Consider the following 7,086-nt stretch of genomic DNA (forward strand, 5'->3'; position numbering starts at 1 on the left):
TAAAAGATTCTTAAAAGGCGTCATTTTATAAATGAGCGCCTTTTTTTATAGATATTAAGTTCTATTTCTGTATATATTGATCTAAAAATATAACAAAATTAGGTAAATGGAAAGACAAAATGATTGACAATTTAGAAAACATCTGATAAATTGTATACAAAATCAATAAAATTAGTTGGTATTAGGAGTGGTCATATGGCACGTATTGCAAATTCAATTACAGAGTTAATTGGTCAAACACCAATCGTAAAACTAAACCGTCTAGTTGAAGAAGATATGGCGGATGTATATTTAAAATTAGAATTTATGAACCCAGGAAGCAGCGTAAAAGATCGTATTGCATTAGCAATGATTGAAGATGCGGAAGCAAAAGGTGTGTTAAAGCCTGGCGACACAATCATTGAACCAACAAGTGGTAACACTGGAATTGGCTTAGCAATGGTAGCTGCAGCAAAAGGATATCGTGCTATTTTAACAATGCCTGAAACGATGAGTATTGAGCGTCGTAATCTGCTTCGTGCCTACGGTGCAGAGTTAGTGTTAACGCCAGGTCCAGAAGGAATGAAAGGGGCGGTTAATAAAGCAACTGAGCTTGCAAAAGAGCACGGCTACTTTATTCCTCAACAGTTCCAAAACGAAGCGAACCCAGAAGTGCACCGTCAAACAACGGCTAAAGAAATTATCGAGCAGTTTGGCGATCAGCTAGATGGATTTGTGGCAGGTATCGGTACTGGCGGTACTATTACAGGTGCTGGTGAAGTGTTAAAAGAAAAGTACCCAAACATCAAAATTTATGCCGTAGAGCCAGCTGATTCTCCGATTTTAAGCGGTGGTCAACCAGGACCTCATAAAATTCAAGGAATTGGTGCAAACTTTGTTCCGGATACGCTTAACACGGAAGTATATGACGAAGTGGTCGCTGTTCAAAACGACCAAGCTTTTGAATATGCCCGTAAAGTAGCAAAAACAGAAGGTGTACTAGTAGGTATCTCTTCTGGGGCTGCGATTTATGCTGCGTTAAAAGCTGCAAAACAGCTTGGAAAAGGTAAAAAAGTGTTAGCGATTATTCCAAGTAACGGCGAGCGTTACTTAAGTACTCCATTGTTCCAATTCGAGGAACAAACACAAGCATAAAAACGATAAAAAAACAGCTTCTATATGAAGCTGTTTTTTTTCATCTGAGAATCATGTAAAATGAAAGCAGGTGATTTATTTTTAGGAGAGTGAACAAATGCAGCAAAGAATGACTTGGGGCGAATCTATTTCTATCTCTAAAAACCAATGGTTCAAAAAATATCAAGAGTTGTCAAAAGAGGAACCGAATCATATCCTGCTTGAAAGCGGTCGAGGCGGAAAGTTTCAAATGATGGGATTAAAACCTGTAGCCATTTTGCGAGGCGAACAAAACGAGCTTCATATCAAAACGGATGGCCAAGCTACTGTTCAAAAAGGTAATCCGCTTCATCTTATGCGAGACTGGATGAAGAAGTTTGAAGCAGAGGTGAATCCAGATCTTCCTCCTTTTCAAGGTGGAGCAATTGGCTTTATTAGCTATGATTATATCCGCTATGTAGAAACCATACCTGATCTTGCTGAAGATTCATTGAAAACGCCGGACGTTTATTTCCTTATTTTCGATGACGTATTTGTATACGATCAAGAAAAGGAAAAGCTCTGGATTATCGTTAATGACGAAGCAGATTGTAAAGAGCAGGCACATAAGCGTATTGATCAATACAAAAAGGACTGGATGGAGGCAAGTGCTGAAGGACTCTCATATGAGCGGATTCATCGTGTTGCCGAAAAGAGTGAGGTCTCGATGTCTGAAGCTGCTTTTTCAGATGCCACAACTCGCGTACATGAGTACATCGGGCAAGGCGATGTGTTTCAAGTGAATTTATCTGTTCGACAGTCTCAACAGCTTCAAACTCATCCTATGCATATCTACGAACAGGTACGAAAAATCAATCCGTCTCCTTACATGTCTTATATGCAGACAGAAGAATTTCACATTGTGAGCTGTTCACCAGAACTATTAGTAAAAAAAGCCGGTGACGAAATCAGTACGAGACCGATTGCGGGAACGCGCTCTCGCGGTAAGGATGATCAAGAAGACCAACAGTTAGCGGATGAGCTTATTCATAACGAAAAAGAGCGTGCAGAGCATGTGATGCTTGTTGATTTGGAGCGTAATGATCTTGGTAGAGTAAGCGAATATGGTACCGTTCACGTTGACGAGTTTATGGTTATTGAAAAATATTCACATGTGATGCATATTGTGTCTAATGTAAAAGGCAAGCTCGCACGCAATAAAGATTTTGTAGATATTGTAGATGCGGTTTTTCCTGGAGGAACGATTACTGGAGCACCTAAAGTTCGTACAATGGAAATCATTGAAGAACTTGAACCTGTAAGGCGGGGAATTTATACAGGATCGATTGGTTGGATTGGGTTTAATGGAGATATGGAATTAAATATTGCGATTCGCACTATGATTATTCAAGACGGCCAAGCTTATGTGCAGGCTGGTGCGGGTGTTGTGATTGATTCAAATCCGAAACACGAATACAAAGAATCACTGAAAAAAGCAATTGCACTATGGAAAGCAAAAGAGCAGAGCGAAAATGAGCTGAGTGAGGGTGAGTAAAGATGATATTAATGATTGATAATTATGATTCTTTTACGTTTAATTTAGTACAGTATTTAGGTGAGCTAGGGCATGAGCTTCTTGTAAAAAGAAATGATGAAATTACACTTTCTGAAATTGAAGTGCTAAATCCAGATTTTTTAATGATCTCCCCGGGACCATGCAGTCCTAACGAAGCGGGAATCAGTCTAGAAGCCATCGAATATTTTGCAGGTAAGATTCCAATATTCGGCGTATGCTTAGGGCATCAGTCGATTGGGCAAGCTTTTGGAGGGAATGTGATTCGTGCGGATAAATTAATGCACGGGAAAACATCTGAAATGCATCATGATGGCCGTACTATCTTTAAAGGTCTTGATAATCCGTTCACGGCAACGCGATATCATTCTTTGATTGTAGAAAAAAGTTCACTGCCGGATTGTTTTGAGATTTCAGCGTGGACAGCAGAAGATGAAATTATGGCGATTCGCCATAAATCATTACCTATTGAAGGAGTACAGTTCCACCCTGAATCTATCATGACTTCTTACGGTAAAGAAATGCTGAAGAATTTTATTGAAACTTACGAAAAAAAGCGAGTGTAATGATATGTATATATACGTAAATGGCGAAGTAAAGCCTGCGTCTGAAGCCACTATTTCTCCGTTTGATCACGGATATATGTATGGGCTAGGGCTGTTTGAAACGCTACGAGTTTATGAAGGTCATCCATTTTTAGTGGAAGACCATCTGGATCGACTGCGTAGCAGCTTACGTGAATTAAATATTGTATGGGACTATTCCACACACGACGTGTTAGGAATCATTAATAGTCTGTTAATGAAAAACAATGAGAGAAATGCGTATGTTCGATTAAATGTCTCAGCAGGAAATGGCGGAATTGGATTGCAAGTGGAAGAATACGACAAGCCATCTACAATCGTATATATGAAATCAATGCCTCATCCATCGAGCCCCCTTGTAAAAGAGGGGCTTATTCTTGAGACGAAACGAAATACGCCTGAAGGAACCATGAGGTTGAAGTCTCATCATTATTTAAATAATGTACTAGCTAAGCGAGAAGTTGGTTCAGACTTAAATAAAGAGGGTATCTTTTTAACAAAAGAAGAGTTCTTAGCTGAGGGTATTGTGTCAAATTTATTTTTTGTAAAAGATGATTGTGTATATACACCGTCTCTTGAAACAGGTATCTTAAATGGAATTACGAGACAGTTTATCTTTACGCTTTTACAAAAGAAAAACATAAAGGTTGTAGAAGGTTTATTTACGGTGGAACAGCTCTTGGAGGGTGATGAAGCTTTCGTTACAAATTCCATTCAAGAAATTGTACCTCTTCGAAGTATAAAGGATAAGCAGTTTTCAGTAGGAGACCACACGCTGACAGCTCAGTTGCAAAAAGAGTATTGCTCTTACACGATGTCGCTAATGAGTCGATGCCAGCTACATGTATAAAAGTGAAAGGATAGGATAAATATGGATAAAATTTATGTGAATGATATGCGTTTCTATGGATATCATGGCGTATTTCCAGAAGAAAATAAATTAGGGCAGCGTTTTCACGTGGATTTAGCTGTAGAACTGGATTTAAAACAAGCTGGTACTACGGATAATTTAGAATACTCGGTGAGCTATGCAGATTTATACCAAACATGCCAGGAAGTTGTAGAGAAGCGCACGTTCAAGTTAGTTGAAACGGTGGCCGAAACGATTGCATCTGAATTGCTTGCTAATTACGAACTCGTGCAGGCTTGTACTGTAAAGGTATATAAGCCTGATCCGCCAATTCCCGGTTATTATCAATCGGTAGCTATTGAAATTAAAAGGAGCCGTTGAATGACAACAGAAGCATATATTGCATTAGGATCAAATATTGAAAATCGAATGGAACATTTGAAGTCGGGAGTTACTGGCTTGATGAAACACTCTGAGATTAAGGTAGTGGCTGTTTCATCTGTTTATGAAACGGCTCCGGTCGGGTATACGAATCAAGCAAGTTTTTTAAACATGGTAGTAAAAATACGAACAACGTATTCGTCAAAGCACCTTTTAGATTGTTTGCAAGCCATTGAACAAGCGGCAGGTCGAAAAAGAGAGATTGTATGGGGACCTAGAACCCTTGATTTAGATATCTTACTTTATAGTAATGAAATCATTCATACGGATAGACTGAGCGTCCCTCATCCCCGAATGTTTGAACGAGCATTTGTGATGGTTCCTCTAAACGAACTAGCTCCATCTCTTATTCTCCCTGTAGCAGAAGAAAAAGTTGAAACCATCACAACACGTTTATCAGATTTAAAAGATGTAAAATTATTTCGAGAGCAAACAAGTGGTATACTAGATATGTTCGAAAATAATAGTAATGATTTACATAAGTAAAAACGAATCTTATTAGTTGATTCATTTTTATATTGGAGTAAAGTAGAGTTTAGAGTAAAAACTTTGAGCTTTGGGTTCGCAGGTTGTTGGTTTATTCGGTAGCTTGTTAGAGAAATCAAAGAAAAAGAGAAGCGAAGCAAGAATAAAGCGATTTGACATAGAGAAACGACTGAACCTATAATAATTTTAAAGAAACGTAGTAGTTGCCAGTAAACATGCTGGCCTTTTTTCTGTTTCGGAAAACTTAATTATACGATGGAGATGAGTAAACGATGAGTCATGAAGAATTAAATGATCAATTTCTCGTTCGTCGCGAAAAAATGAGCAACCTACGAGATCAGGGTATTGATCCGTTTGGTCAACGTTTTGAACGTACACATACATCACAGCAATTAATTAGTGAGTATGACGAGTTAACAAAAGAACAGTTAGAAGAAAATGAAGTGCCTGTGTCACTAGCTGGTCGTATTATGACAAAGCGTGGAAAAGGAAAAGCAGGTTTCGCTCACGTTCAAGATTTAACAGGGCAAATTCAGCTTTATGTACGTAAAGATGCAATTGGCGAAGAACAGTACGAAATCTTCAGCAGCGTAGATATCGGTGACTTGGTAGGGGTTGAAGGTGTTTTATTCAAAACAAAAGTTGGCGAACTTTCTATTAAAGTAAAAGATTTCACGTTACTAACAAAAGCGCTTCGTCCACTTCCGGATAAATATCATGGTTTAAAAGATATTGAACAGCGCTACCGTCAACGTTACTTAGATTTAATTACAAACCCGGAAAGCAAACAAACATTTATCTCAAGAAGCCGCATTATTCAATCGATGCGCCGTTACTTAGATAATCATGGATACTTAGAAGTTGAAACACCGATGATGCATTCAATCGCAGGTGGAGCAGCAGCTCGTCCGTTTGTAACACACCACAATGCGCTTGATATGGAACTTTATATGCGTATTGCGATTGAACTTCATTTAAAACGTTTAATCGTAGGTGGATTAGAGAAAGTATATGAAATTGGCCGTGTATTCCGTAACGAAGGTGTATCTACACGTCACAACCCTGAATTTACAATGATCGAATTGTACGAAGCGTACGCGGACTACAAAGATATCATGGCTTTAACAGAGAACTTAATTGCACACATTGCGCAAGAAGTACTTGGCACAACAAAGATTCAGTATGGCGACCAAGAGGTAGATCTAACTCCAGAATGGACAAGACTTCATATGGTCGATGCTATTAAACAATATACGGGCGTAGACTTCTGGGGAGAAACATCTGTTGAAGAAGCTCGTGCTTTAGCAAAAGAACACGGGGTAGAAATTACTGAACATATGCAATATGGACATATTGTAAATGAATTCTTTGAACAAAAAGTAGAAGAGCAGTTAATTCAACCAACGTTCATTTACGGACATCCTGTAGAAATCTCTCCACTTGCTAAGAAAAATGCGGAAGATCCGCGTTTTACTGACCGTTTTGAGCTGTTTATCGTTGCGCGTGAACACGCGAACGCATTTACAGAGCTAAATGACCCAATTGACCAACGTGAGCGCTTTGAAGCTCAGTTGAAAGAGAAAGAACAAGGAAACGATGAAGCACATGAGATGGACGATGACTTCATCGAGGCATTAGAATATGGTATGCCACCTACAGGTGGTCTAGGAATCGGTATTGACCGCCTTGTTATGTTACTAACAAATGCACCGTCAATCCGTGATGTGCTATTATTCCCACATATGCGTCAACGCTAAAAAAGAGATGGCTACGGCCATCTTTTTTTAGTTATTAATATTAGAAAATTTAAACTTTTAATTTACCCCTTGTTTTTATAAAATTGATTTGGTATATTTATATCTGTTGCTAACGCAGACAAGCGAAAACAACAAAAAGAAATAAAAAAAGTTGTTGACATTACGTTGATAACTTGATAAGATAGTAAAGTCGCTTAAGAGCGGCGGTTGAACTTTGAAAACTGAACAAAGCGACAAACGTCAACGTTAATTTTTATTTTTAAATTGAGCAAGTCAAACATTTCTTCGGAGAGTTTGATCCTG

7 protein-coding genes are annotated in these 7,086 nt (G+C 38.6%); all 7 read left to right on the plus strand.

Annotated features, from left to right (window positions below):
- The first annotated feature begins 195 nt into the window (after nt 1-195).
- Nucleotides 196-1,134, plus strand: coding sequence for a cysteine synthase A (gene cysK, locus ACOZIR_RS27220; protein ID WP_013054888.1), 939 nt, complete (start codon nt 196-198; stop codon nt 1,132-1,134).
- A 97-nt stretch (nt 1,135-1,231) separates the two neighbouring features.
- Nucleotides 1,232-2,647 carry an aminodeoxychorismate synthase component I gene (pabB, locus tag ACOZIR_RS27225; protein WP_047749540.1) on the plus strand — a complete coding sequence of 472 codons (1,416 nt, stop codon included), beginning with the start codon at nt 1,232-1,234 and terminating at the stop codon, nt 2,645-2,647.
- Between the two features lie 2 nt (nt 2,648-2,649).
- Nucleotides 2,650-3,231: an aminodeoxychorismate/anthranilate synthase component II gene (pabA, locus tag ACOZIR_RS27230; RefSeq protein ID WP_013054890.1), complete on the plus strand. Its 582-nt coding sequence runs from the start codon at nt 2,650-2,652 to the stop codon at nt 3,229-3,231.
- Between the two features lie 4 nt (nt 3,232-3,235).
- A complete protein-coding gene (gene pabC / locus ACOZIR_RS27235; RefSeq protein ID WP_045294839.1) occupies nt 3,236-4,099 on the plus strand; it encodes an aminodeoxychorismate lyase in 864 nt (287 codons plus the stop codon).
- A gap of 21 nt (nt 4,100-4,120) precedes the next feature.
- The gene (folB, locus tag ACOZIR_RS27240; RefSeq protein WP_013054892.1) at nt 4,121-4,480 is read left to right on the plus strand and encodes a dihydroneopterin aldolase; all 360 of its coding nucleotides are present in this window, start codon (nt 4,121-4,123) and stop codon (nt 4,478-4,480) included.
- Nucleotides 4,481-5,026 carry a 2-amino-4-hydroxy-6-hydroxymethyldihydropteridine diphosphokinase gene (folK, locus tag ACOZIR_RS27245; RefSeq protein WP_045294797.1) on the plus strand — a complete coding sequence of 182 codons (546 nt, stop codon included), beginning with the start codon at nt 4,481-4,483 and terminating at the stop codon, nt 5,024-5,026.
- 272 nt (nt 5,027-5,298) lie between these two features.
- The gene (lysS, locus tag ACOZIR_RS27250; protein WP_013054894.1) at nt 5,299-6,783 is read left to right on the plus strand and encodes a lysine--tRNA ligase; all 1,485 of its coding nucleotides are present in this window, start codon (nt 5,299-5,301) and stop codon (nt 6,781-6,783) included.
- Nucleotides 6,784-7,086: the final 303 nt, after the last annotated feature.

The organism is Priestia sp. D3YE.R1 (assembly GCF_049199565.1).
GTDB classification, from domain to species: Bacteria; Bacillota; Bacilli; order Bacillales; family Bacillaceae_H; genus Priestia; species Priestia aryabhattai.

Bases quoted from the DNA above. Each gene is read 5' to 3' on its own strand.
- pabA (WP_013054890.1), top strand. From the start codon at position 2,650: ATGATATTAATGATTGATAATTATGATTCTTTTACGTTTAATTTAGTA.
- folK (WP_045294797.1), top strand. From the start codon at position 4,481: ATGACAACAGAAGCATATATTGCATTAGGATCAAATATTGAAAATCGA.
- pabB (WP_047749540.1), top strand. From the start codon at position 1,232: ATGCAGCAAAGAATGACTTGGGGCGAATCTATTTCTATCTCTAAAAAC.
- folB (WP_013054892.1), top strand. From the start codon at position 4,121: ATGGATAAAATTTATGTGAATGATATGCGTTTCTATGGATATCATGGC.
- lysS (WP_013054894.1), top strand. From the start codon at position 5,299: ATGAGTCATGAAGAATTAAATGATCAATTTCTCGTTCGTCGCGAAAAA.
- pabC (WP_045294839.1), top strand. From the start codon at position 3,236: ATGTATATATACGTAAATGGCGAAGTAAAGCCTGCGTCTGAAGCCACT.
- cysK (WP_013054888.1), top strand. From the start codon at position 196: ATGGCACGTATTGCAAATTCAATTACAGAGTTAATTGGTCAAACACCA.